The sequence below is a fragment of the Pantoea rwandensis genome, assembly GCF_002095475.1.
In the GTDB taxonomy this organism is placed as follows: domain Bacteria; phylum Pseudomonadota; class Gammaproteobacteria; order Enterobacterales; family Enterobacteriaceae; genus Pantoea; species Pantoea rwandensis.
Map to the genome: position 1 here is coordinate 72,982 of NZ_MLFR01000018.1, position 24,384 is coordinate 97,365.

Genomic DNA, 24,384 nt, shown 5'->3' on the forward strand with positions numbered 1-24,384 from the left:
CGATCTCCTGTCCTTAATGGAGAACGATGGCGTAGGGAGCGCATTGATACGTTTCAGGATTAACGTGCCGCCAGAAAATCTTCACGTTGCGGGGTAAAGGTATCCAGCAGCGTACCCGCTTCCAGACAGACACAACCGTGTACGATGTTGGGCGCTTTATAAAGCGTGTCTCCCGCGCTGACTTCCTGTGTGATGCCATCAATCGTAAAAGCAAAACGTCCTGACAAGACATAGGTCAGCTGTTCATGCGGGTGGTGATGCAATGGGCCAACGGCATCTTTAGTAAAGGTGACCTCAACGGCCATCATTCGGCCTCCATGGGCCATGACTCGGCGCGTTACGCCACCACCCAAGTCTTCTACTGTGGTCGCGTTTCTATAAATAAACATGGATTCTCCTGAATCATGACATCGTTAATGTGTGAGCTGAATCACAGTGAAAAGAGCATTTCATGGCTGCATTTTAGCGCGTCTTGATTAAAATGAAACGGTGTTTCAATTTAATCTGAGGATGGATCATGAAAATTGCTTTGATGATGGAAAATAGCCAGGCCGCTAAGAACGCAACCGTATGGAAAGAGCTGGAAACCGTCGCGCAACCGCTCGGCCATCAGGTGTTTAACGTCGGTATGAGTGACGAGCAAGATCATCATCTGACTTACATTCACCTCGGCATCATGGCTGGGCTGTTGCTGAACAGCAAAGCGGCTGACTTTGTGGTCGCAGGTTGTGGTACAGGTCAAGGGGCGTTGGTGTCGCTTAACCTGCATCCCGGTGTCGTGTGCGGCTACTGTATCGATCCCGCCGATGCTTATCTGTTTGCGCAAATTAACAACGGCAATGCGCTATCGCTGCCTTTCGCCAAGGGTTTTGGTTGGGGAGCCGAGCTGAATCTACGCTTTATCTTTGAGAAAGCCTTCACCGGTGAAAAAGGCTTAGGCTATCCGCCAGAGCGCAAAGAACCGCAGGTACGTAATGCGGGCATTCTCAACCAGGTGAAAGCCACGTTGCTGAAAGAAGATTACCTTGATTCACTGCGCGCACTGGATCCTGAACTGGTGAAAGCAGCCGTTGGCGGTTCTCGTTTCCAGGCGTGTTTGTTCGAACATGGACAGAATCAGGACATCGTGCGCTTTGTGCGTGATCTGCTGTAACGATGGATTGCGTTAAGCCGAGAAAATTTTGTCTCGGTATGCAGGTGCGCCTGAATGCGCGCCTTGCAAAATCGAACCCAATAATCCTACGATGATGATTTAGTTGATATGATATTGAGATCAATTAGTTAAGTCTATAATCGGTCCAAGCTGACTTTTTCAAAAAGGCAGTTTTCTTTCATCTGCAAGGGTACGGGCCTCAGCACCTCTGCTGCTGCCACGGGCCGTCCTCGCGCCGCTACGCGGTGCCTTCGGCTGCAACGTTATGCCGAACGGACCGTTCGGGTAAGGCCATCCAGGCCAACCCGACCTGCCTGTCGCATCCCTGCGACAGGCTCCTGGCATAACGTCTCCGCCTCAGCGCTGCGGATAGCCCGTGGCAGCAGCAGAGGCGCTGTGGCTTCAGACATTGTGCCCTTTGTGGCATTAAAAGCGCTATCGCCTGAGCCATCGCGCCCTTTCCAACAGCGTAAACGGAGATTCGCAAGCAGGCTGGTGCCGCTCTGGGGATGGCATTTCGCAGCGCTGAACGGAATGAGGAAGCCAGGAGAGCCAGCATGGATGCTGGCGAAAGGTGCAGCCGGGACAGGGAAAGTCCCGTCTGCACCGGTCCGTCAGGCGGACGAGTGAAGTGAAGGTACCGCGTCAGCGGCGCGAGGACAGCCAGCCCCAGAGCGGCACCAGACTGCGTTATCATCTGTAACGCCAGCCACTAACCGGCACCAGACCGCGTTATCACCAAATGCTTAATTGATAAGCGCTAAACGCTTTAACAGGCCAAATCATTTAAGCCCGGCTGGATTCCACCAGCATTCGCGTATAGGGCACCTGCGCACCATTCCCCACCAAGGTATCCACATCTAATGTTTCCAACAGCTTGCCATGCTGCATCACCGCCACTCGATGGCACAGATGCGCCACGACGCCCAGATCGTGCGTCACCATCAGGTAGGTCAAATTCTCCTGCTGCTGCAAATCACTCAACAAGTTCAGAATCTCTGCCTGCACAGAGACATCCAGCGCGGAGGTGGGCTCATCCAGTAACAGCACACGTGGTTCGAGAATCAACGCACGGGCTATGGCCACACGCTGGCGCTGACCGCCAGAGAGCTGATGCGGATAGCGGGTTTGCCAGGCTCGATTGAGTCCTACCTTTTCCAACATGGCAATCACCCGCTGGGTTCGCTGCCCGATGCCATGAATATGCAGCGGTTCTTCCAGAATATCGCCAATGGTGTGGCGCGGATGCAGAGAACCATAGGGGTCCTGAAACACCATCTGCACCTCGCGACAACGCTGACGGGCAATGCGATGCTCAAGCGGTTGGCCCGCGATGGCTAATTCGCCCTCCCAGTGGGTAAACAATCCGGCGAGGCATTTCAGCACCGTAGTTTTCCCCGATCCTGACTCACCGACCAAACCAAAAACCTCACCCTCGCGCACCGACAAATTGACGTTAAACAGCACCTGATTGCGCTGCTCGTCTTCGCCAAAGCTCAGGTTAAGGTCACTGACGCGAATCATCTCGTTCATGTGCACTCCTTAAGGTTGTAGCCAACTGGCCTGACGTTGCAACACCGGTAAACGCACGCGGCGCTGATCCATATCGGGCAGGGCCGCCAGCAATCCCTGGGTGTAAGGATGTTGAGCCTGATCCAGTTGATTGGCCGCTAATGACTCAACGACACGTCCGGCATACATCACCAACACCCGATCGCAAAAACGCCTGACCAGATTAAGATCGTGACTGATAAAGATCAGACCTAACCCACGCTGTTGCACTAGCTCATCCAGCAGTGTCAGCACCTGCAAACGCACCGACACATCCAACGCTGAGGTCGGTTCATCGGCGATCAGCAGTTCAGGATCGGTAATCAGCATCATGGCTATCATCACTCGCTGCCCCTGTCCGCCTGAAATCTCGTGGGGGTAACACTGATAGACTCGCTGCGGATCGCGAATCTGCACCACCTCCAACATCTCCAGTGCGCGCTGGCGTGCAATATCACCTTGGCCGGGATGATGGCTACGCCAGGCTTCAGCGATTTGTTCACCGACACGGACCACGGGATTCAGCGAGTATTTGGGATCCTGCATAATCATTGAGATACGTTTGCCGCGCACCGCACGCATCTGAGCTGGTGAGGCGCGTAACAGATCGACATCGCCGAACTGCATGCGCTGTGCGGTGACTTGTGCAGTGCGCGGATGCAGCTGCAGCAGCGCGCGGCCGACCGTGGATTTGCCCGAGCCTGACTCACCGACAATCGCCAGCTTCTCCTTACCCAACTGAAAAGAGATACCGCGTACTGCCGGCGTTACCTGGCGTCCGTTAACGAAATTAACCTGCAGGTCTTGCACATCAAGCAAGGGAGCAGCGCTATTCGCTGCGGGGATCGAGGATGTCACGTAAGCCATCTCCTAAGAAGTTAAACGCCAGACTGTTCACCAGAATCGCCAAACCCGGCACGGTCACCACCCACCAGCACTCCAGCATATAAGTGCGGCCGCTGGCGATCATTGCTCCCCATTCGGGATCGGGCGGCTGTGCGCCTAATCCCAGAAAACCCAAGCCCGCAGCCGTAAGGATGATGCCCGCCATGTTCATGGTGATGCGAATAATCACTGACGGCAGGCAGAGCGGTACGATGTGCTTCCACAAAATACGCAATGATGACGCACCCTGTAAGCGCACGGCAGAAACGAAGTCAGCTTGACGCAGTGACAACGCTTCCGCACGCGCCAGACGGGCAATCGGCGGCCAGGCGGTAAGGGTAATGGCTATCACCACATGCTCCAGGCCCGGACCGAGTGCCGCAACAAACGCTAACGCCAGTACCAGGCTCGGAAACGAGATGAAGATATCGGTCACGCGCATCAGCACGCTGTCCACTTTGCCGCCGAAATATCCCGCCGTTACCCCTAATAGCAGTCCCAATGGCCCCACGGTGATGGAGACCAGCAGCACAATGTACAAGGTGATACGCGCGCCCCAAACCAGACGACTGAAGATGTCGCGACCGAACTCATCGGTGCCGAACCAGTGCTGGGCGTTTGGCGGGGTAAGCGCATTGTTCAGGTCCTGAATTAAGGGATGATAGGGCGCGATCCATGGGGCGAACAGTGCCACAATCAGTAGCAATAAAATGATGCCACCGCCGATGGCCGTCAGGGGATTACAGGCCATTTGCCACAGGAAATGGCCAATGCGCGTTAGCGTGCGGCGACAACGTGCCAGGCGCTCGCGTGCGCTGCTGGCATGAAGCAGATCGAGAGAGACAGTCATACTTTGGTCCTCGGATCGAATACCTGATAGAGCAGGTCAGAGAGCAGGTTGAGCATGACAAAAATCAGGCCGACCACCAGTACACAGCCCATCACGGCATTCATATCACCCAGCATCAGGCTGCCAGTGAGATAGGAACCAAAGCCGGGCCAGGAGAACACGGTTTCAATCAGCACTGCCCCCTCGAGTAAGGATCCATAGGCCAATGCCACCACAGTGAGTAGCTGTACCAGAATATTGCGGAAGGCGTGCTGCCAAATCACTTGCCACTCGGTAAGGCCTTTCACCCGAGCCGTTAAGATGAACTCCTGCGACAGCTGCGCCAGCATAAAACTGCGCGTCATACGGCTGATGTAGGCCAGCGAGTGAAAACCCAGTAATGAGGCAGGCAGGATCAGATGATTAAGCGCGTTATTGAACACGGTGATATTGCCCGCCAGCAGCGCATCCACCAGCATGAAGCCGGTGCGGCGGGGCACAATGCCATCCAGACTGAAATCGAGCCGACCAGCACCCCCCACCCAACCCAGATGCGCGTAAAACAGCAACAGCCCGATCATGCCGACCCAGAATATCGGCGTGGAGTAACCGGCGAGGCTAATGATACGCACCAGATAATCCACCAGACTGTTGCGGCGCGCGGCCGCCCACACACCAAGCGGTACACCGAGACCGGTTCCCAGCACAATCGCCAGCGTGGCGAGTTCGACGGTGGCGGGGAACACGCGCAGAATATCGTTGATCACCGGTTGACCGGTGAGCAGTGCCAGGCCGAGATTGCCATGCAGCAGGCCTTGCAGGTAGATCCAGAACTGCATCCACAGCGGCTTATCGAAGCCCAGCTGATGGTAAACCTGTTGATAGGTGGCGTGATCGGCATCCGGGCCGACAATCGCCAGCACCGGATCGAGCGGCATCACGCGGCCTATAAAGAAGGTCAGCAACAGTAGGCCAAACAAGGTGATGGCTACCTGTACCACGCGGCTGCGTATGCGCCGCCAGTGACGTTGGGTTAAGGTCATTGAGCACCTCCCGCCAGACTCTCTGGCGTTTTCCATACATCGCGCAGAAAAGTGGTGGCAGAAGGGTGTGGTACGTAATCCTGCACCCGATTATTCACCACCACGGAATCGGTCATTTGTGAAATCGGCATCAACGCCGGGATTAACAGGTCATAGCGCCGTTGAATGGCGAAGTAATCCTGCTGCTGTTTTTGTTTGTTCCGCTCCAGTAGCGCCTGATCGATCATCTGATTGAGTTGGGCATCGTAGAAGCCGGTGCGCCAGCCCTGAAAATTGGTGAGGCGAGCGCTGTCAGCGTTATTGGGGTTATACACCAGCGAACGCAAGCTGGAGTGCGGATGCGGCTCCACGCCACTGCCACCGCGGCCCACCAGCAGGTTGAACTGGCGCTCACGCATCGCACCATAAATTTGGTTACCGGTGCCGGTGATGATTTTGGCGCGAATGCCCGCCTGCATCAGTGTGGACTGAATGGCGATGGCGATATTGAGGAAGGGCTGATCCGCCAGTACACGCAGGGTGGTGTCAAAACCGTTGGGATAGCCCGCCGCCGCCAGCAAGGCTTTGGCGCGCGGTACATCCAGGTGATAACCGGGATCGGGTAGCGTTTCCGGCATACCCGATTGAATCGGTCGCTGGTGCAGCGTGCCATAACCGGCCATCAACGTTTTATTGATGCCCTGATAATCCACCAGATAGCGCACCGCCTCACGCACTTGCGGGTTGGCGAAGTGATCATCTTTCATGCTCATCGCCAGGTAATAAAGCGTGCCTTTTTGCACCGCATCAATGGTCAGATCGGGATCGTGACGCAATGCCTGCACATCCGGGATCGCCATATTGCTGGCAATGTCGATATCGCCTTTTTCCATCATCAAACGTAGAGTTTGTGATTCCTGCAAATGGCGGAACACCACGCGCGTCAGTTTAGGCGGACCGCGCCAATAGTGGGCGTCTCGGCTGATGCGCAGCACATCTTTGGCCTGCCACACATCCAGACGAAACGGCCCCGAACCGGCCTCGTGGGTGGTGAGCCAGCGGTTTCCCCAATCATTATTCACCGTGTGGGATTGCACGGTTTTACTGTCCAGCACTACCATGCTGCCGAGCGCGGCCAGAGAGTAGAGCACCAGCTGGGGATCGTTGGCTTTAGGTAGCTGGATCACCACCGTGCGCGCATCTGGTGCGGTGATCATCTGGTCCACGTTGTCTTTACTGAAGCCGTAGGATTTCCACACAGAGGCCTGCGCCAGATTGAGATGCAGTACCCGGCGCATCGACCAAATCACATCCTCGCTGGTTAGCGGTTTGCCGGAATGGAAATGCACGCCGTCCCGCAGATGGAAGGTAAGCTGACGATTGTCGGCGCTGATCTCCCAGCGTTCCGCCAGGGCAGGACGCACGTCGGTAAGCTGATGCGGATCGAGTTCGACTAAACCATCGTAAAGATTGACCACGATGCCCACCACTTCATTGCCGGTCATGGCGGCGGGGTCAAGCGTCAGCAGGTTATTCATGTTCATGCCCACAATCAGCTGATCGTCTGGCGTGGCGGCCAGCAGCGACGGGCTGCAAGTGAGCAGCAGCAGCGTGGTACACCACGCTCTGCAACAGCGAGAAATGTTCATAAGCAAAGTCCAGCAGGTCAGAGGTTTATTGTTGTTTGCCGTACTGCTTGTGTTCGACGCTTACCAGCGGTTGAGCGTGTGCGTTTCAATCCAACTAAAGTTGATGTCCTCACCCAAACCGGGGCGAGTGGGAAGGTGCACAAATCCCTCGCTATCCATCGGATCGACTAGCGTGTTGAGATAGGCGGGCGGCTGTTCGTAGTCAAGGAACGGATGCAGCAAACCACGCTCGTACCAGCGGCAGTTACGGATTGCCCCAACCACCGCTAGGCTGGCCGCGCCGTTGCCGTGCACTTCGCAATCCATGCCAAAGGCTTCTGCGAGGCTGGCGACTTTCATGGTGGCGGAGATGCCGCCAACGCCGTTGGCTCCGGCACGCAAGATGTCACAGGCTCCAGCCTTAACCCAATCGGCGCGGCTGTGGTGCTTGCCCCCCAGACTCTCTGGGCCGAGTACATCAATACTGAGGTTCTCGGCCAGCCAGGCGTAAGAGGACATACTTTCCTCTTCCATCGGCTCTTCGAACCAGGCGAAGTTGAGTTTCTCAAGCGCTTTACCAATGGTGAGGGCTTCGCTGCGGCTGTACCAGTGGTAGCCATCCAGCATCAGGGCGATATCCGGGCCCACCGCTTCACGCACGGCGGCACAGGCTTTGATGTCCATCACGGTACTGGGTGCAAACGAGACCGGCGGCATCCAGGTATGCAATTTAATGGCCTTGTAGCCGCGCGCCACCAGCTTTTCAGCAAACTGGGCATACTCATCAGGCGTTGACAGGCCCCCGTCCAGCTCATCACCACACATGGTGCTGCCATAGGCGGGAATTTTTTCGCGATAACCGCCCAGCAATTTATGCACGGGTTGTTTCAGCTTGCGGCCAATTAAATCCCACATGGCCTGCTCGACGGCGGAAAGTGCGCGTTCGGTAAGTTGATGCGCGCTGCCTCGCTGCCAGTGCACCAGATCTTGCCACAAACGTTCGCGGTCAAAGGCATTTTGCCCGATCAGCACTTTGCGAAAAAAAGCGTTAACCACGTGCGAGCGCACCACTTCTGCAGGGGCAAAAGCGTAGCCGCAATCGCCATCTTCACTGGTGATTGTGAGCAGCGCCATTTGCGCATCCGTTTCTGCGCCGGGATGCGAATGTCCGGCGCTGTCAGATACACGACGAGTAGGGTAGGAAAAGAGAGTGACATCAATGGCACTGATCTTCACGTTAACACCTCCAGAATGATTTCCATGCTCAGGTTGAGCGTCAAATTAAAAAATAAAACAGCGTTTCAATTCGTAATTTAGCGTTCACATTTTGTTTACGCATTAGCCAAAGTGCGGGAAGCGCGAACGATTAATTGGGCAGTTGCATGGTGTGCTGTGAGCATTTTCACGAAAGAGGTGCGTTTTGTGAGCGATTGCACACTGAAAATGAACATAACAGGATGTAAAAAAATGTGTCTCAGGGGCTTTTCATTTTGCGCCTGCCAGGTGATAGTGACGCCGCGAAAATTTAATAATAATCATTATCATTTGTACGGGTAGACGAAATGAAAAAATGGCTGTTAGCACTGGGGTTAGTGGCGGTAGCGAGTTCCGCCTCGGCAAAAATCATTACCGACATCGCAGGACGTCAGGTTGAGGTTAAAGAGGAGTCTAAGCGCATCATTCTGGGGGAAGGACGTCAGATGTATCTGCTAGCGGCTTTCGACACCGCGGCCCCTTTCCATCGCGTTGTAGGCTGGCGCGATGATTTCCCCAAGGCCGACTATGACGGCTATATGGCGTATGAAAAGAAGTATCCAGAGATTAAAAAGCTGCCAACGTTTGGTGGCGCGAAAGATGGCACCTTTAATGTTGAGCAAGCGCTGACGCTGAAGCCTGATTTAGTGTTAATGAACCTGGAATCAAAAGCCGCCACAGATGAAGGCAAGCTGATTGAGAAGTTGCAGGCGGTGGGCGTTCCGGTGGTGTTTATCGACTTCCGCGAGAAGCCGATGGAGCACGCCGAGAAAAGCATTCGCATCATGGGCGAACTGGTAAATAACCCACAGCGCGCTGAAGAGATTGTTGCGTTCCGTCGTGCAGAAATTGAAAAGGTGACCGATCGCCTGAAAAACTTCACCGGCCCACGTCCAAAAGTGATGATTGACCGTGCGGGCGGCTATACCGATGAATGCTGCATGTCGTTCGGTAACGAGAACTTTGGTCAGATGGTTGAACTGGCAGGGGGGAGCAATATTGCCAAAGACCTGATTCCAGGCACCTTCGGTACTTTGAATCCCGAACAAATCATTGCCAGCCGTCCTGATGTGGTGGTGGTGACGGGCGCAAACTGGAAGAACTACAACACCGTAGGCAAATGGGTGGGTGTAGGTCCAGGCGCGGACACCAAGGAAGCCACTGCACGTTTGAAATTACTGATGATGCGTGATGCCTTCAAAACCCTGCCAGTGGCGCACAATGGTAATGCCCATGCCATCTGGCATCAGTTCTATGACAGCCCTTATCAGTTTGTTGCGATTCAGGCGCTGGCGAAATGGCTGCATCCGGATCTGTTTAAGGATCTCGATCCTGACGCGACATTCCGTGAATTCCATGAGAAGTTTTTGCCTCTGCCGTATCAGCCGGGTTACTGGGTGACACTGCCTGCTGATAAGTCATAATCTTTAGGCTTTTTGCGGCATTTCCGCGCATAACTCTTCATCTTTACTAATATATTACAGGCGTTTGGCTGCGGTTTCGGGGAAGAGAAACACAGCCAGCGTCTGAAAAATAAACGTAAAGGGAGAGTCAAATGTTGTATACCTCGGGACGTTCGGCGTTTTTAGTCGGGCTTTATGCACTGTTGGAACCCTTGCCGCTGGGCTTTTTTGTTGCCGCCTGGCTGTTCGACATCATTTACCTGCAAACCTTTGTCATCATGTGGACCAAATCCGCCAGCTGGTTGATTGCCATTGGTCTGGTGATAGCCATCCTGCCCAGAATTATCAGCCTTGTTTACCTATTTCGTGGGCCTTACCCCAGTGAAAAAACGCACTTCTGGCTGTCGCTACTGGCTATTGTCATAGCCATCATCAATGCCTTTATTCACAGCCGCGACGCCTACGCCGTAATACCGCTCGGTGTGACATTATCGACGGTGGTCGTCGTTCTGCTGTTACTTGCCAATGTACAACTCGCACTGCGTGGACGTACCGTACAGGGAGGTCACGTATGAAACAGATTCTTGGTGCAGTAACGCTCGCGATGCTACTCAGCGCCTGCGATGACGGTGCGTTGATTGATCCGCAAAAGCAAATTGGCCCCGATCCCGAATTACCGCAAGCGCAAAACTTCTTTGTTCCCCCGATGCAGGTACCGCAAGCCACGCCGTGGAAAGCGGGTGAAATGCCGAAGGTGGCAGAGGGGTTGAAAATTGAAAAGATTGCCGAACATTTGCAGCATCCTCGGCAAGTCTTGGTGCTGCCAAACAATGATGTGCTGGTGGCGGAGTCCAATGGCACACCGAAACCGACTACCGCGCCGAAGGATCTGATTACCGGCATCGTGAAGAATGCATCTGGTAAGGGTGGGGCGGGTGGCAATCGCATTACGTTGCTGCGCAATGTGGATGGCAAGTGGGAGCAACATCGTTTTATCGACAACCTCACTGCGCCGTTCGGCATGCAACTGGTGGGCAACACGCTGTATGTTGCCAATGCCGATAGCCTGGTGAAGTTCCCGTATGAGAACGGCCAAACCGAGATTCGTACGCCGCCCGTGGTGGTAACCGAGTTGCCGGGTGGGCCGATTAACCACCACTGGACTAAATCGCTGGTTGCCAGCCCGGACGGCACAAAGCTTTATGTCGGTGTCGGTTCCAACAGTAACATTACGGAAAACGGCATCGGTGCAGAGTACCGCCGTGCCGCGGTATTGGAGGTTGATACGGCGAGTGGTGCCAGTCGCATCTATGCCAGTGGACTGCGCAATCCAACAGGTCTGCAATGGGAGCCGCAAAGCGGCAAGCTATGGGCGATTGTTAATGAGCGTGATGAAATCGGTTCCGACCTGGTGCCAGATTACATGACCTCAGTGCAAGACAAAGGTTTCTACGGTTGGCCGTACAGTTACTACGGTCAACATGTGGATGTGCGCGCCCAGCCGCAGCGTCCCGATTTAGTCGAGAAAGCTATCAAGCCGGACTACGCGCTCAGTTCGCATGTGGCTCCGCTGGGTCTACTGTTCTATGGTGCGGATAATATGCCGCAGTATCGTGGCGGGGCATTTATCAGCGAACACGGCAGTTGGAATCGCACACCGCTGAATGGCTATCAGGTGGTGTGGGTGAAATTCGAAAATGGAAAACCGGTTGGGCAACCGCAACCTGTGGTGACAGGATTCCTGACGGATGATCAAAAACAGGTGCGTGGCTTGCCGGTTGGACTCGCCGCTGATCAGCAAGGCGGTGTGCTGATAGCAGACGATGCGGGTGATGCCATTTGGCGAATCAGTTCAGCAAACTGATTACTGCAGGCAATAAAAAAGGATTTGGCTGGGTGGCCAAATCCTTTTTTTATGTTCGCTCACCGGCTGGTAACCGCGTTGCGAACGGGGTGCTCAGCACTCCTCACAATGCAAATCATAAAATGTGCGGGGAAATATTTCAAGTTTCGCTAAAATACTGTATGGTTATACAGGTGTTGAGTGGCGAGCGCAGTCTCATTGTTTCTGATGACTCCCAGGGGCGCGGATAGTCAAATCCCGGCAGGTATCAGGTGGTGCTGGCCTGTGGCTTCCACAATGAGTGGCGCTCAGCACTCCTCACAATTGTGCTCAGGCCATCGGCGGGTGGAGTCAAAGCCCCGGTAGCTGAAAGGCGCGCTCCTGTCAGAGGAGAAGGAAAGTGATGGAACTTGTTCGGCTACTCATGGATTTAGTCCGGGTTGTCTTGCAAATCATCGTTGCCCTTATGCAACTGACCGGTCAGGCGCACTGACCGGAACTTGAAACAAGGCGGAGCTAACCCCTCCGCCTTTTTCTCACAAGGAGTGAGCCTGAGTTTTGACTAAGATATGTTCATGCAATGCATTTGCATTGCCAATGCATATGCATTAGATTTAAGCCGTGTTTTGACTTGAGGCAATGGCATATGCAACTTATAACGACAGCGGGCGTGTCCCTACGTGCAACATCAAAACTCACTGCGCGGAGCCAAACTACCATCCCAGCTTCTGTGAGGGATGCAATGAATCTGCAGCCAGGTGAGAACATTGAGTACGCCGTGTTACCAGGGGGACAGGTTTTAATGTCCAGACAAGAATCGGCCAGTGAAGATGATCCGGTGATCGTCGATTTTCTTAATTTCCTCGCAGAAGATATGCGCAACAACCCGGCGAATCTTAAGCCACTCGATCGTACTCTAATCGCGCGTGCAGCATCGCTTACAACGGATGTGGACGTTGATCTGGATGCTCCTCTTACTGATGACGAGTGATATACATGGATGTAAATGCTGAAATCAATGGATGGAAAATATTCGTTCACCCTTGCTTTTCCTCTCAGCTTGAAGCGTTGATAGAAGAAGTTGAAGTCTTGAAAGAAAAGTATCCGGAGGGCTTCCAAAAGAAAGCAGCGACAAAATTATTGGCGGCAGTGCTAAAGGTTATTCATTCAGAAATTTGCGCAGATCCCACGCAAGTTAAGTTTCGGCAGGGCAGTACCCTTGGCGATGCCAATAAACATTGGTTCCGCGCCAAGTTTCTCATGCAGTATCGTCTCTTTTTCCGTTACAGCGAGCCGCACAAAACCATTATTCTTGCCTGGATAAATGACGCGGAAACTAAACGCGCTTATGGGAGCAAAAGAGATGCTTATAAAGTGTTTGCGACAATGCTGGCGAGTGGACATCCACCCAGTGACTGGGATGAATTGTTGGGGCAATCCCGCGTTGACCATCTCTTCATACAAGGCGTTTCGCAGCGTTAACCCTCCACAGACCAAACCCGGTTGCTAACAAGAATTAACCCATGTCAACCACGCTCATGCGACTCTGCTTCGGGAAAGAAAACTCACTCAAACTGATAGTTTTCTTTCGGTACTAAATTCTCTTAGCCAAAGGGTGAAAATGTGATTATCAGCATAGCTAACTTATGTTATGAATTTAGCCTTAGAAAAATATAATCAGGTAAAGGTTTTATGTCGTCGCAAAAATTATCCAAAAGCGTTCAACGCATTCATTCATCTGCCATTCGTGATTTATTGAAACACAGCAAAATGGAAGGGGTGATCTCACTCGGTGGCGGCATCCCTAATCCGGACCTGTTTGATACTGAAGGTCTGCAAATCGCGATGGATCGTGCGTTATCGCAGGATGGCCACAATGCGTTTCAGTATGGCTTGAGTGAAGGAGATCCGCTGTTACGTGAAGCGATCTGCCGCATTTCAGCCGATCGTGGTATTGAGTGCACGCCGGACGACGTTGTGGTCACTTCTGGGTCACAGCAATCACTGGATATTATTGCCCGTGCGTTGATCAACCCAGGTGATATCGTGGTGGTGGAGCGTCCCACTTACCTTGCGGCATTACAGGTTTTCCAACTGGCGGAAGCACAGTTCAAGTCTGTTGGTACCGACGGCGAAGGTATGATCGTTGATGAGTTGGCAGAACTGGTCAAACAGACGCCAATCAAAGCCGTGTATATCGTGCCAACCTTTGGCAACCCAAGCGGTGTCACCTTATCAGAAGCGCGTCGTCAGCAGCTTGTTGCACTGGCGAAACAGTATGATTTCCTGATTTTTGAAGACGACCCCTACAGCGAGATCAATTTCACCGATCAGACATTCCGCCCATTGAAATCCCATGCGCAAGCAATGGGTGCCAGTGAGAATGTCATTTATACCTCGACCTTCTCCAAAATTCTGGCACCGGGTGCGCGTGTTGGCTGGATTACCATGCCGAGTTGGTTGAAGTCGTCGGTAGTGAACCTGAAGCAGGCAACGGATCTGCACACCAGTTCATTGTCGCAGTCAATGACGCGTCATTATCTGGAAACCGGTCGCTTGCCGGAGCAGATTAAATTGATTCGTGCGGCTTACAAGCAGAAGTGTGATGCACTGTGTACGGCACTGGACACAGAGCTGGGCGACAGACTGCACTTCTATCGCCCGCTGGGTGGCATGTTCCTGTGGGCAACCTTCAAAGAAGCCTTCAACACCACTGAATGGCTGAAAACCACGCTGAGCAATGGTGTGGTGTATGTTCCCGGTGAGTTCTTCTACTGTGACAATCCGGATACCTCAACGCTGCGTATTTCCTATGCCTCGGTCTCGGAAACCAACCTGGCCTTGGCCGCACAGCGTCTGAAAGCGTCATTACCGCAGTAACGACCTAAAAGCCCTTTGCAGAAAGGGTTGTTCCTAGCCGTTGGCACTGTCCAGCGGCCAGGATTCAAACAGGTAACCATCAAAATAGATGTCGTCGACGTCTGAAAATTCCAGCAGTCGCTGTTTCACATTTTCCAGATGCTGCCACATGGCCTGCTTAGCGGCACGCGCGTCTTTCTTGATTAAGGTGGCGAGGATTCTTTTGTGATCGTCGAGCCACTGCTTGCGGTAATGCGTGTTGACCAGATGACGATGCAATTGGCTCCACATCACATTGTCTTCACGCCACTGCCAAGATTGCTTAAACAGTTCGACCAACATGCTGTTGTGGGTGGCTTCGGCAATCGCTAAATGGAAATTACGGTCGCCGTTCTCGCTTTCATTGACCGCGCCGGAAGCCAGCTCTTTCTCCTCCAACTCCAGCGCCTGACGCATTTTGATGATGTCTTCGCGGGTTGCCTGCAGGGCAGCAAACTCCGCGATATTGCTCTCCAGCAATTGGCGTGCTTGTAACATCTCAAACGGCCCCGCATCGTTGCAGGCGGTTTGCCCGCTGCTTCGTGTTGCTGGGCTGTCATTGACCACGTAAATACCTGCACCCCGCCGCACCTCAATCAAACCTTCCAGCTCCAGCATAATCAAGGCCTCACGCACCAGTGTACGCGTGACATCCAGCAGGGCAGCCAACTCGCGTTCCGGCGGCAGTCGTTCGCCCACGGCATACTGTTTTTGCATAATCATGTTACGCAACATTTCCCCGACTTCCTGATAAGGGCGCTGTGCTGAAGCTTGTGTTTTCATAGAGCTCTTTTCTGCTGATTAAGGAGTTTAGGACTGCAGATGCGGCCATCTTTCGCGCCCTGCACTATAGCACAGGGCGTGATTTTCACCTTGGGTTAAGGGTGAAGTAGCGCTGCGCGTTGTTGAAGCAAATATCTTGCAGCATGCTGCCGAGTACGGCTTCGTCGTGCGGCACAATGCCTTCATGTACCCATTGCGCGAGCAAATTGCACAGTATCCGGCGGAAGTATTCGTGGCGCGTGTAGGAGAGGAAACTGCGTGAGTCGGTCAACATGCCAACAAACTGGCTGAGCAAGCCGATTTGTGAGAGTTGCTCCAGTTGGCGCAACATGCCGTCACGCTGGTCGTTGAACCACCAGCCGGAACCAAACTGCACTTTTCCGGCGATGCCCGCACCCTGGAAGTTGCCTGCCATGGTCGCCAGCACTTCGTTGTCACGCGGATTGAGGCAATACAGAATGGTCTTTGGCAGTTGATCGTTTACATCCATCGCATCCAGCAGGCGCGAGAGCGGCAAAGCGATGTTGTTATCGCCAATAGAATCAAAACCGCTGTCGGCACCCAGCAGACGGAACAGGCGCGTGCTGTTATTGCGAATGGCGCCGATATGAAGCTGCATCACCCAATCACGTCGTGCGTACTCGGAACCCAACCAGACCAGCACCGCGCTGCTAAACTGTGCGATTTCCAGCTCGCTTAGCGTGTCGCCGTGGCGACGTTTCACCAGAATGGCGTCCAACACGCTATCGTCCGGAACTGGTGCAAAGCGCAGCACTTCAATCCCGTGATCCGCTGCACGACAACCATGGGTTGAGAAGTGATCTAAACGACGCAACAGCGCGGTGCGCAACGCATCAAAGTCGGTGATCGCCACATCCGCTGCTGCCTCCAACCGTTCCAGGTACTCGACAAACCCCTCAAGCTCAATCTTGAACACCTTATCCGGACGCCAGCTTGGCGCGACATCAATATCAAAGCTGCTGTCTTCGGCAATCTGACGATGATATTGCAGCGAATCAACCGGGTCATCGGTGGTGCCGACCATACGTACATTCATTTGACGCATAATGCCGCGTGCAGAAAATGCCGGGGTTGCCAGTTTCTCGGCGCATTCGTCCCATACGCGTTGTGCGGTGTCCGGCCCAAATAACGTATTGGTGATGCCGAACGGGCGACGCAGCTCCAGATGTGTCCAGTGATAGAGCGGATTGCCCAGCGTTTTCGGTACGGTGTGGGCCCAGGCGAGATATTTATCATAATCGCTAGTGGTTTTGCCGGTGATCAGTGACTCATCGACGCCGGCCGCTCGCAGCGCACGCCATTTGTAGTGATCGCCCTCCAGCCAAATCTGACCGAGGTTCGCGAACTGACGATCTTCGGCGATCTCCTGCGGGTTGAGATGACAGTGATAATCGTAGATCGGCATATCGGCGGCAAAGTCATGGTACAAGCGGCGAGCAATATCGCTTTGCAGCAGGAAATCATCATCCATAAAGCGTTTCATTTCGGCTCCTGATTCAGAGATGCAACGGCGGCACGGGCACCATACTGGCAAAGTTGCGCGTACACCTGTTGAAGATGGCTGACGAAGCCTGAATTGGCAGGCAAATCGTCTCCAAAAATGGTTCTCACAGCGAGCAGGGCGCTAATGCGCGCGTCGCCTTCTGGCGTGTGCTGGTTGATGTCACGCAACGTGGCACTTAATGGGTCAACCACGTCAAATGCTTCACCTCGCTCATTTTTTCCGAGCACGTAACGCATCCAGCCGGCAATTCCCAGCATCAAGTGGCGATAGTCACTGCCTTGCAGCAAGTGATAGCGCACGGAATCGAGCCAGCGCTGTGGCAGCTTCTGGCTGCCATCCATCGCAATCTGTTGCGTCCGGTGGCGCAGCGAAGGGTTGCTAAAACGCTCAATCAGCTGATTGGCATAGGCTTGCAGATCGATCCCTTCAGGCATCGACAGCGTCGGTGCTTGCTCCTGCATCATCAGTGCCAATGCTGCCTGGCGATAGCTCGGGAGTTGCATGGTGTCAGCGATGGTTTCACAACCACCCAGATACCCGAGGTAGGCAAGGAAGGAGTGACTGCCGTTGAGCATACGCAGTTTCATCATTTCAAACGGTGCAACGTCTGCCACAAACTGCGCACCAACGCGGTCCCACTCCGGGCGACCGTTGACAAAGTTATCTTCGATCACCCATTGGCGAAACGGCTCGCAGGCCACGCCGCAGGGATCCTCGACGCCCAGCAGCGCACGAATTTCCTGTTGGGTTTCATCGGTCACCGCGGGAACGATGCGGTCAACCATGCTGCTGGGGAATGTCACGTTCTTATCAATCCAATGCGCCAGTGCCGCATCGCGTAACTGCGCCAGGCCTACCACAGCGGCGCGCGCCACATGGCCGTTATCGCGCAGGTTGTCGCAGGACAGCACAGTAAACGGCCCAACACCGCGTTCACGACGAACACGTAATGCTTCGACAATAAAACCAATGGCGGATTTAGGCGTAGTGGGGTGCGCAATATCATGTTGTATCAACGTATTGTCAGCATCCAACTCACCGTTGGCACCTTGGGTGCAATAGCCTTTTTCCGTCACCGTCAATGAAACGATAGCGGTTTCCGGACGAGCCAGCGCTGCGATAATGCCATCGTGTCCATCCAGTGCAGGATGCAAGGCTTCTTTGATGGCCGCAACGAGGTGAACGTCGTTTTGCTTAGCACCTTTTTCCGTCACGCTGTAGAGCAGGTCTTGTTGGCGCAGTTGTTCGACCAACAGTTTGCCGCTCGCCGACATCAGGTTGACTTCACAGATGCCCCAGTCACTGTCGCTGATTTCAAGCAGGTGATGCAGATACAGTGCCTGATGCGCGCGATGAAAGGCACCGCAGCCGATATGCACAATACGCGGCACCAATCGTTGATGATTCCAGCTTGGGCGGGTGACGTTTAACTCGCCATTGGCAAGGGTGTGTTCCATGTAAACTCCATTCGACCCGATGCGCATCAATGCGCACCCTACAAAGAGCCGGGGTGCGGTAGGTTAGGCATCAATTTTCAGCGTATTGCTGCATTGTAGGGGCGTCATTAATGGCGCCCACAGACGCGCGATGTGTTTAGAAATAAGCGCGATGGATCGCCAGCTCCACACCGCGAATTTCCGCCAATCCTTTCAGACGACCAATCGCCGAATAGCCGGGGTTAGTTTTCTTTCTTAAATCATCGAGCATTTGGTGGCCATGATCCGGGCGCATCGGAATCAAATCCTCCTGACCGGCCGCTTTACGGCGATGTTCTTCTTCAGCAATCGCTTTGATCACCGCGAACATGTCGACATCGCCGCCCAAATGCGCCGCTTCGTGGAAGGTGTTTGGATTCTCTTCGCGTTTGGTTGACCGCAGATGCGCAAAGTAGATGCGAGGACCAAAGCGTTTCACCATGCCAGCGAGATCGTTTTCAGCTAATACGCCATAAGAACCGCTGCACATGGTGAAGCCATTTGCAGGGCTTGGAACGGTATCGATCATCCACTGCAAGTCTTCTGCATTGGAGACAATGCGCGGTAGGCCAAGGATAGGGCGTGGTGGGTCATCCGGGTGCACTGCCATACGAATGCCGGCTTCTTCTGCCACCGGAATAATGGCGCGCAGGAAGGTGGCGAAGTTTTCACGCAACTCAGCTTTGCCGATGCCGTCATAACGGGCTAATTGAGCACGGAACTGGTCCAGCGTGTAACCTTCTTCTGCACCTGGTAAACCCGCGATAATATTGCGCGTCAGACGGGTTTTATGCGCTTCGCTCATGTTGGCGAAACGGTCCGCTGCCTGCGCTATTTCAGTGGCGCTGTAATCTTTTTCCGCACCGGGACGCTGCAAAATGTGCAGTTCAAACACGGCAAATTCAATCTGATCAAAGCGCAGGGCTTTGGCGCCATCGGGTAACAGGTACTCAAGGTCCGTACGCGTCCAATCGAGGATCGGCATGAAGTTGTAGCAGACAGTTTTAATACCGCATTGCGCCAGATTTCGCAGAGACAGCTGGTAATTGCTGATCCACTTCTGACACTCACCGCTGCCGGTTTTGATCTCTTCGTGAATCGGCACGCTTTCCACCACTGACCACACCAGACCAGCGGCTTCCACGATGGCTTTACGCTGCATAATTTCGTCCACCGACCACACTTCACCGTTAGGGATGTGGTGCAGGGCGGTAACGATGCCGGTCGCGCCAGCTTGTCGTGCATCGGCAAGAGAAACGGGGTCATTCGGGCCATACCAGCGCCAGGTCTGCTTCATGTTGTTACCTCTTTTGGGTCCTGAAGATTCAACTCAAGACCATTCTTATATTGGTTGACCTATTTATCGGTTAGCGCACTGCTCTTCGCGTAATTTGCGCCTTCTGGCTCTAAAATTCGGCTCTTTAGCCACTCATGTCAACCTGACAAACCATTTTGGTTAACCAGATCACAATTGCAGCATCTGACTGGCGACCAGCCCAAGCATCTGTGGTTCACTCCTGGCGGATGGTTAGAGATGACTCACTGAAGTCGCTCCTCAACAACAAGCAACAATTCCTGGGCGGCAGCCAACGATATTTCCGGTTTATCGCATGCCCGCGTATTCACCACAGGATTTGTAAGCTCATGATGTTAATAAAGAATGGAGAACCAGATGAACCGCAGTTTGAATCCTGGGATCGCTGCCGCTGGCAGCAAACGCACTTTCCGCAATTTGCGCTGGTGGGTATTGGTGTTGTTCTTAGCGGGCGTTACCGTCAACTACATCACGCGTAACTCATTGGGCATTCTGGCGCCTGAGCTGAAAACCAGCCTGGGCATCACCACTGAACAATATTCATGGATCGTCGGTGCGTTTCAGCTGGCATATACCTTCTTTCAACCAATTTGTGGCTGGCTGATTGATGTCATCGGTCTCAAAGTCGGCTTCCTGATTTGTGCTTCGATCTGGGCGGTTGCCTGTCTGTTCCATGCCGGGGCGGCGAGCTGGGTGCATCTTGCCATTCTGCGCTTTGTAATGGGAGGCGCAGAGGCTGCCGCCACGCCAGCCAACGCCAAAGTGCTGGGCGAATGGTTCCCGAAAAAAGAGCGTCCGGTCGCGGCGGGTTGGGCCGGAGTGGGCTTCTCGATTGGTGCTATGTTGGCGCCCCCGATCATCTATTTTGCTCACGCTTCCTTCGGTTGGCAGGGTGCGTTCCTGTTTACCGGTTGTCTGGCGCTGGCGTGGGTGGTGCTGTGGTGGCTGCTGTATCGCGATCCGGAAATCCATCCCAATCTGTCTGCATCGGAACTGGAATTCATTCGTCAGGATAATGAACCGCCTGCCGTCAAACTCCCTTTCTTCAAGGCACTGAAAAGCGTTTCAAAAAATAAACGGTTTTACGGTATCGCCATTCCTGCCTTTATGGCCGAACCGGCGTGGGGTGTGCTGAGTTTCTGGGTGCCGCTCTATCTGGCAAAAGATCTCGGTATGGATCTCAAGCAGATCGCCATGTTTGCCTGGATGCCTTTCCTCGCTGCGGACCTCGGTAGTGTGGCCAGTGGCTATCTGACGCGTCTCTACACCCGTTTGTTTGGTTTCAGACTGGTTAATTCGGTCGTTGCCAGCTCGGTCACCGGCGCTTTCCTGATGCTTTCCCTCGCGCTGGTGGCGATGACGAAAGATCCGTATGTCGCCATTGCACTGATCTCAATCGGGGGCTTCGGTCACCAGATCATCTCCTGCATGCTGAGTGCGCTGGTGGTGGAGAAGTTTGATAAAGGCCAAATGGCGACGGTGAATGGTATGCGCGGTTCCTTCGCGTGGATCTCCAGCTTCTTGTTCTCGCTGATTATCGGTGTTACCGCTGACAAAATTGGTTTCAACCCGCTGTTTGTCGCGATGGGCTTCTTTGATTTGATTGGCGCGGTCTTCCTGATTGCTTTTATTGCTGAACGTCGCGCGCAGCGCGCCTGAAAAAGTAGGTAACAATGAAAACGTTAAAGAATTGGTCACTCACACATTCTGATCAACACCATGTAGCATTAACCGTGGATGGAAAATACACGCTGAACCTGTATGTGCTAGAAGCCGGCATGTTCCGCGTCGCGATAAAACGTCAGAGCGGATTCGCACTGGATCGCACCTGGAGCATTGCGCCAGAGAGCGATGTGCCGTGGGAAGGGCGTCCACGTGACAGTCTGGCAGGCTTTACCCTGCCAGGATTCACGCTGGAAGAAGAGGGCGATACGTTGGTGGTGTCCACCGATTTGCTGCGCGTGTTGGTGCACCAGCCGTTGGCGCTGGAGTGGCAATATCGAGATAGCGCCGGTGCATGGCAATTGCTGACCTGCGACCGCCCAACCAGCGCCTATCTGATCAATGCGCACGGCGATGGCGTGGCGCACTACCAGCGCCGCATGAATGACGATGCCTACTACGGCTTGGGTGAAAAATCCGGGGACTTGCAGCGTAACGGCAAGCGCTACGAGATGCGTAATTTGGATGCGATGGGTTACAACGCGGCGGCAACCGATCCCCTCTATAAGCATGTGCCGTTCACCATTACGCGCCGTAGCGAAGTGAGCTTTGGCCTTTACTACGATAACCTCAGCAGCAGCTGGTTCGATCTCGGCAATGAGTTAGATAACTACCATCAGCCTTATCGCCGCTGGCAGGCTGAAAGCGGCGATATTGATTACTATCTGTTTGTTGGCAGCAAAGTGCTGGATGTCACTAAAGCCTTTGTGCGTCTGACCGGTAAAACGCTGTTTGGCCCGAAATGGAGCCTGGGTTACAGCGGATCCACCATGCACTACACCGATGCACCGGACGCGCAGAATCAGCTGATGAAGTTCATCCGTTTGTGCGAACAGCACGACATTCAATGCGACTCCTTCCAGCTGTCATCGGGTTACACCTCAATTAATAACAAACGTTATGTGTTCAACTGGAACTACGACAAGGTGCCGCAACCGGAAGTGATGAGCCAGGCGTTTCACGATGCCGGTTTACGCTTGGCAGCCAACATCAAGCCTTGCTTATTGCAGGACCATCCGCGCTACGAAGAAGTTGCAGCGCAAGGTTTGTTTATCCGCGATTCGGAACAGGATGCGCCAGAGCGCTCGGTGTTCTGGGACGATGAAGGTTCACATCTCGATTTTACCCATCCGCAGGCGGTGGCTTGGTGGCAGGAAAATGTCACCAAACAACTGCTGGAGAAGGGCATTGACTCGACCTGGAACGACAACAACGAATATGAAGTGTGGGATGGTGAAGCGCGCTGCCACGGTTTCGGCACACCCATTGCCATCAAACATATTCGCCCGGTGATGCCATTACTGATGATGCGTGCGTCAATGGAAGCGCAGCAGCGTTTTGCCCCAGAGAAGCGTCCTTTCCTGATCTCGCGTTCTGGCTGCGCCGGCATGCAACGCTATGTGCAAACCTGGAGTGGTGATAACCGTACTAACTGGACGTCACTGCGTTACAACATCCGCATGGGCTTGGGGATGAGTTTGTCGGGACTGTACAACGTGGGTCATGACGTGGGTGGTTTCTCGGGTGATAAGCCGGATGCAGAATTGTTCGTGCGTTGGGTGCAAAACGGCGTGATGCATCCGCGTTTCACCATTCACTCGTGGAATGACGATCACACGGTGAATGAACCCTGGATGTATCCGACAGCCACGCCTGCGATTCGTGCTGCGATTGAACTGCGTTATCGCCTGCTGCCATACCTCTATACCTTGTTGTGGCAAGCGCATGCTGATGATGAGCCGATGCTGCGTCCAACCTTCCTCGACCATGAGCAGGATAAACAGACCTTCGCTGAGTGCGATGAGTTTATGCTGGGTCGCGATTTGCTGGTGGCCAGCGTAGTGGAAGCAGGTCAGCGTGAACGCCGTTTGTGGCTGCCAGATAACCAAACTGGCTGGTATGACTTCGCAACGCAGCAGTGGTATAGCGGCGGTCAGTGGATCACCTTGCCAGCACCACTGGAAACCCAGCCGATGTTGGTGCGAGCCGGCGCTGCATTGCCGCTGAGTCAGCGTTTGCGTCATGTGGATGCGCAAGCAGATGACCGTCGCACGCTGCAACTTTATCCATTACAGGGTAAAGGCGAGAGCAAAGGTCTGGTATTTGAAGATGACGGTGAGTCCTGGGGTTATCAGCAGGGCAACGCCTTGTGGTTAAGCTGGGAAATGCGCAGCGATGCCGAGGCGATTCACCTGAACTTCAAGCGCAAAGGCCATTACCAGCCAGCCTGGAAAACGCTGCAGATTGTCTTGCCGACGGCAGAACAGCGCCAGTTGTATATTGATGGCGTTGCTGTCAGTGCGACAGGTGCGCAACGGGTGCTGGAGGACGTGGTGAGCCACTAAGCAGCAGAATCCGAGATAAAGGTGCGCATCAGTGCGCACCTTTCAAAACGACGTGAACAACTCAATCCAGGATGCTCATCAATCTCTATCCAATGAAAACCCCACGTCATCGTGGTAGGGGCGCCATTTATGGCGACCGAAATCCCGTCATGCCATGGAATTAACCGGGATTAATCTATCAATCCTTTCGCCCGCGCCAGCAAAAACGCGGTCACGGAGGTGGCATCGGTGACTTTCCCTGCTAACACCAACTGCAGAAACTCGCTGATCTTCATTTTTCGCGCGGTCAGCCCAACTTCTTCCGCATCCAGGTTTTGTCCCTGATAACGCAACTCGCTGGCAAGGTAGATGTGGTATCCCTGCGCGGAGTATCCCTGCGCCAGTTTTTGGTAGCCAACATACTGCCAGCGATCGGCAATTAATCCGGTCTCTTCTTGCAACTCGCCAGCGGCCAGTGCTTCTGGTGTGGCGCCAGGATCAAGTTCCCAACTGCCTTGGGGAAGCTCAATGGTGCGTTCACTGATGGGATAACGGTACTGCTCCACCACGAAAATACTGTCCTGCTCTACCGGAAGAATCACCACAAAATCATTCTTTTCAATCACTGAGTAGATGCCTTCACTGCCATCAGCCCGTTGAATCTTATCTTCTTTAAGCGTCATCCAGCGATTGCGATAGATTTCTGTCGATGCGAGGGTGTGAATTTCAGGTTTCAAGATGGGCCTCCATGAAGTGAATCATTGAATCAATGAT

Annotated in this window: 21 protein-coding genes; 9 read left to right on the top strand and 12 right to left on the bottom strand. The window is 53.7% G+C overall.

Annotated features, from left to right (window positions below; all coding sequences use genetic code 11):
• Window positions 1-59 precede the first annotated feature (59 nt).
• Window positions 60-389, bottom strand: coding sequence for a cupin domain-containing protein (locus tag HA51_RS16850; protein WP_084935765.1), 330 nt, complete (start codon window positions 387-389; stop codon window positions 60-62).
• A gap of 128 nt (window positions 390-517) precedes the next feature.
• Here HA51_RS16850 and HA51_RS16855 point away from each other — a divergent pair, with 128 nt between their 5' ends.
• The gene (locus tag HA51_RS16855; protein WP_084935766.1) at window positions 518-1,153 is read left to right on the top strand and encodes an RpiB/LacA/LacB family sugar-phosphate isomerase; all 636 of its coding nucleotides are present in this window, start codon (window positions 518-520) and stop codon (window positions 1,151-1,153) included.
• 786 nt (window positions 1,154-1,939) lie between these two features.
• Here the strand turns inward: HA51_RS16855 and HA51_RS16865 are convergent.
• From HA51_RS16865 to HA51_RS16890, 6 genes are read right to left on the bottom strand one after another with little or no spacing between them, the layout of a single operon-like run.
• Entirely contained in the window at window positions 1,940-2,677 is a 738-nt protein-coding gene (locus HA51_RS16865) for an ABC transporter ATP-binding protein (RefSeq protein WP_084935798.1), read from the bottom strand.
• An 18-nt stretch (window positions 2,678-2,695) separates the two neighbouring features.
• The gene (locus HA51_RS16870) at window positions 2,696-3,562 is read right to left on the bottom strand and encodes an ABC transporter ATP-binding protein (protein WP_084935799.1); all 867 of its coding nucleotides are present in this window, start codon (window positions 3,560-3,562) and stop codon (window positions 2,696-2,698) included.
• Window positions 3,534-4,439: an ABC transporter permease gene (locus HA51_RS16875; protein WP_084935767.1), complete on the bottom strand. Its 906-nt coding sequence runs from the start codon at window positions 4,437-4,439 to the stop codon at window positions 3,534-3,536. The genes HA51_RS16870 and HA51_RS16875 overlap by 29 nt, the downstream gene beginning before the upstream one ends.
• Complete coding sequence (locus HA51_RS16880) at window positions 4,436-5,461, bottom strand: ABC transporter permease (RefSeq protein WP_084935768.1); 1,026 nt, start codon at window positions 5,459-5,461, stop codon at window positions 4,436-4,438. Before HA51_RS16880 ends, HA51_RS16875 begins: the two co-directional genes overlap by 4 nt.
• The gene (locus HA51_RS16885; RefSeq protein ID WP_084935769.1) at window positions 5,458-7,089 is read right to left on the bottom strand and encodes an ABC transporter substrate-binding protein; all 1,632 of its coding nucleotides are present in this window, start codon (window positions 7,087-7,089) and stop codon (window positions 5,458-5,460) included. The genes HA51_RS16880 and HA51_RS16885 overlap by 4 nt, the downstream gene beginning before the upstream one ends.
• Window positions 7,090-7,149: 60 nt before the next feature.
• Window positions 7,150-8,304, bottom strand: coding sequence for a mandelate racemase family protein (locus tag HA51_RS16890; protein WP_084935770.1), 1,155 nt, complete (start codon window positions 8,302-8,304; stop codon window positions 7,150-7,152).
• A gap of 326 nt (window positions 8,305-8,630) precedes the next feature.
• Here HA51_RS16890 and HA51_RS16895 point away from each other — a divergent pair, with 326 nt between their 5' ends.
• The 6 genes from HA51_RS16895 (at window position 8,631) to HA51_RS16925 (ending at window position 14,448) form a co-directional block, all read left to right on the top strand.
• Window positions 8,631-9,746 (top strand): ABC transporter substrate-binding protein, encoded by a 1,116-nt coding sequence (locus HA51_RS16895; protein ID WP_084935771.1) that lies wholly within the window; start codon window positions 8,631-8,633, stop codon window positions 9,744-9,746.
• Between the two features lie 131 nt (window positions 9,747-9,877).
• Window positions 9,878-10,300 carry a DUF2231 domain-containing protein gene (locus HA51_RS16900; RefSeq protein WP_084935772.1) on the top strand — a complete coding sequence of 141 codons (423 nt, stop codon included), beginning with the start codon at window positions 9,878-9,880 and terminating at the stop codon, window positions 10,298-10,300.
• On the top strand, window positions 10,297-11,589 hold the full coding sequence (locus HA51_RS16905) for a PQQ-dependent sugar dehydrogenase (RefSeq protein ID WP_084935773.1): 1,293 nt from the start codon (window positions 10,297-10,299) through the stop codon (window positions 11,587-11,589). The genes HA51_RS16900 and HA51_RS16905 overlap by 4 nt, the downstream gene beginning before the upstream one ends.
• A 625-nt stretch (window positions 11,590-12,214) precedes the next feature.
• Window positions 12,215-12,559, top strand: coding sequence for a type II toxin-antitoxin system PrlF family antitoxin (locus tag HA51_RS16915; RefSeq protein ID WP_084935775.1), 345 nt, complete (start codon window positions 12,215-12,217; stop codon window positions 12,557-12,559).
• 5 nt (window positions 12,560-12,564) lie between these two features.
• A complete protein-coding gene (locus HA51_RS16920) occupies window positions 12,565-13,050 on the top strand; it encodes a type II toxin-antitoxin system YhaV family toxin (RefSeq protein WP_084935776.1) in 486 nt (161 codons plus the stop codon).
• Between the two features lie 210 nt (window positions 13,051-13,260).
• Window positions 13,261-14,448, top strand: coding sequence for an aminotransferase-like domain-containing protein (locus HA51_RS16925; protein WP_084935777.1), 1,188 nt, complete (start codon window positions 13,261-13,263; stop codon window positions 14,446-14,448).
• A 33-nt stretch (window positions 14,449-14,481) separates the two neighbouring features.
• Here HA51_RS16925 and uxuR read toward each other — a convergent pair whose 3' ends face one another.
• From uxuR to uxuA, 4 genes are all read right to left on the bottom strand, one after another.
• Window positions 14,482-15,249 carry a Uxu operon transcriptional regulator gene (gene uxuR / locus HA51_RS16930; RefSeq protein WP_084935778.1) on the bottom strand — a complete coding sequence of 256 codons (768 nt, stop codon included), beginning with the start codon at window positions 15,247-15,249 and terminating at the stop codon, window positions 14,482-14,484.
• An 85-nt stretch (window positions 15,250-15,334) separates the two neighbouring features.
• Entirely contained in the window at window positions 15,335-16,753 is a 1,419-nt protein-coding gene (uxaC, locus tag HA51_RS16935; RefSeq protein ID WP_084935779.1) for a glucuronate isomerase, read from the bottom strand.
• A complete protein-coding gene (locus tag HA51_RS16940; RefSeq protein ID WP_084935780.1) occupies window positions 16,750-18,231 on the bottom strand; it encodes a fructuronate reductase in 1,482 nt (493 codons plus the stop codon). The genes uxaC and HA51_RS16940 overlap by 4 nt, the downstream gene beginning before the upstream one ends.
• A gap of 136 nt (window positions 18,232-18,367) precedes the next feature.
• Entirely contained in the window at window positions 18,368-19,546 is a 1,179-nt protein-coding gene (gene uxuA / locus HA51_RS16945; protein ID WP_084935781.1) for a mannonate dehydratase, read from the bottom strand.
• A gap of 375 nt (window positions 19,547-19,921) precedes the next feature.
• Here uxuA and HA51_RS16950 point away from each other — a divergent pair, with 375 nt between their 5' ends.
• Complete coding sequence (locus HA51_RS16950) at window positions 19,922-21,223, top strand: MFS transporter (RefSeq protein ID WP_084935782.1); 1,302 nt, start codon at window positions 19,922-19,924, stop codon at window positions 21,221-21,223.
• A gap of 14 nt (window positions 21,224-21,237) precedes the next feature.
• Window positions 21,238-23,631, top strand: a complete 2,394-nt coding sequence (locus HA51_RS16955) for a glycoside hydrolase family 31 protein (RefSeq protein ID WP_084935783.1) — start codon at window positions 21,238-21,240, stop codon at window positions 23,629-23,631.
• Between the two features lie 170 nt (window positions 23,632-23,801).
• Here HA51_RS16955 and HA51_RS16960 read toward each other — a convergent pair whose 3' ends face one another.
• On the bottom strand, window positions 23,802-24,347 hold the full coding sequence (locus HA51_RS16960) for an NUDIX domain-containing protein (protein ID WP_084935784.1): 546 nt from the start codon (window positions 24,345-24,347) through the stop codon (window positions 23,802-23,804).
• Window positions 24,348-24,384 lie beyond the last annotated feature (37 nt).

Excerpts from the sequence above, each read along its gene's own strand:
- HA51_RS16955 (WP_084935783.1), top strand. The coding sequence starts at position 21,238 with ATGAAAACGTTAAAGAATTGGTCACTCACACATTCTGATCAACACCAT.
- uxuR (WP_084935778.1), bottom strand. The coding sequence starts at position 15,249 with ATGAAAACACAAGCTTCAGCACAGCGCCCTTATCAGGAAGTCGGGGAA.
- HA51_RS16905 (WP_084935773.1), top strand. The coding sequence starts at position 10,297 with ATGAAACAGATTCTTGGTGCAGTAACGCTCGCGATGCTACTCAGCGCC.
- HA51_RS16865 (WP_084935798.1), bottom strand. The coding sequence starts at position 2,677 with ATGATTCGCGTCAGTGACCTTAACCTGAGCTTTGGCGAAGACGAGCAG.
- HA51_RS16915 (WP_084935775.1), top strand. The coding sequence starts at position 12,215 with ATGCAACTTATAACGACAGCGGGCGTGTCCCTACGTGCAACATCAAAA.
- HA51_RS16925 (WP_084935777.1), top strand. The coding sequence starts at position 13,261 with ATGTCGTCGCAAAAATTATCCAAAAGCGTTCAACGCATTCATTCATCT.
- HA51_RS16895 (WP_084935771.1), top strand. The coding sequence starts at position 8,631 with ATGAAAAAATGGCTGTTAGCACTGGGGTTAGTGGCGGTAGCGAGTTCC.
- uxaC (WP_084935779.1), bottom strand. The coding sequence starts at position 16,753 with ATGAAACGCTTTATGGATGATGATTTCCTGCTGCAAAGCGATATTGCT.
- HA51_RS16950 (WP_084935782.1), top strand. The coding sequence starts at position 19,922 with ATGAACCGCAGTTTGAATCCTGGGATCGCTGCCGCTGGCAGCAAACGC.
- HA51_RS16920 (WP_084935776.1), top strand. The coding sequence starts at position 12,565 with ATGGATGTAAATGCTGAAATCAATGGATGGAAAATATTCGTTCACCCT.
- HA51_RS16885 (WP_084935769.1), bottom strand. The coding sequence starts at position 7,089 with ATGAACATTTCTCGCTGTTGCAGAGCGTGGTGTACCACGCTGCTGCTG.
- uxuA (WP_084935781.1), bottom strand. The coding sequence starts at position 19,546 with ATGAAGCAGACCTGGCGCTGGTATGGCCCGAATGACCCCGTTTCTCTT.
- HA51_RS16880 (WP_084935768.1), bottom strand. The coding sequence starts at position 5,461 with ATGACCTTAACCCAACGTCACTGGCGGCGCATACGCAGCCGCGTGGTA.
- HA51_RS16875 (WP_084935767.1), bottom strand. The coding sequence starts at position 4,439 with ATGACTGTCTCTCTCGATCTGCTTCATGCCAGCAGCGCACGCGAGCGC.
- HA51_RS16850 (WP_084935765.1), bottom strand. The coding sequence starts at position 389 with ATGTTTATTTATAGAAACGCGACCACAGTAGAAGACTTGGGTGGTGGC.
- HA51_RS16940 (WP_084935780.1), bottom strand. The coding sequence starts at position 18,231 with ATGGAACACACCCTTGCCAATGGCGAGTTAAACGTCACCCGCCCAAGC.
- HA51_RS16855 (WP_084935766.1), top strand. The coding sequence starts at position 518 with ATGAAAATTGCTTTGATGATGGAAAATAGCCAGGCCGCTAAGAACGCA.
- HA51_RS16900 (WP_084935772.1), top strand. The coding sequence starts at position 9,878 with ATGTTGTATACCTCGGGACGTTCGGCGTTTTTAGTCGGGCTTTATGCA.